Annotated in this window: 1 pseudogene; it reads left to right on the forward strand. The window is 50.3% G+C overall.

Annotated elements, in window-relative coordinates:
• Positions 1 to 107: 107 nt before the first annotated feature.
• Positions 108 to 618 (forward strand): annotated as a pseudogene (locus FQ608_RS27125) (RHS repeat domain-containing protein); the annotation flags it as partial.

The following is a 618-nucleotide window of genomic DNA, read 5'->3' on the forward strand; positions in this document are numbered from 1 at the left end:
TTGTGGAAGGGGAGTTGGGAAAAATCTGAAAATCTTGTGCGGGTACGTACCGATATGGGTTCAACGGGAAGGAGCTTGACGGTAGCGGGGAATGGGGCGGACAGAACAACTACGACTACGGGTTCAGGATCTACAACCCGGCGATAGCGAAGTTCTTGAGTGTGGATCCGCTGGCTCCCGATTTTCCGTGGAACAGTCCGTATGCTTTTGCGGAAGGGGGTCCCATTTCCAATATCGATCTAGACGGTCTGGAAAAGTATGATTTCAGAACCCATATGAAAATGGGCCAAGGTAGTGGAAACCCGGCTCTTGGGTTAATCACCTACCCTGTCGATTGGTTGGAAGATAAGATCATCGGAGGTACGGAAAGGTATATAAGAGGTGGACTCCGTTACGCTCAGAACGAGAGAAACCATAAGGAATACCTGGAGCGTCCCACCCAGCATTATCCATCCAATATCGAGCAGGTTAACTATATTGTAAACAAGCTCGAATCCACGGGTGAAATGGTCAAAGGGGCAACCGATGTACTGGAGGGTTATAGCGCTGTAATGTCGGTTCCGATGGGGGGGCTGGAATCAAGTTTGGCGTCAGGCATAGCGGGTTCCTTCGCGAGAA

This window comes from Lunatibacter salilacus, assembly GCF_009797935.1.
Lineage (GTDB): Bacteria > Bacteroidota > Bacteroidia > Cytophagales > Cyclobacteriaceae > Lunatibacter > Lunatibacter salilacus.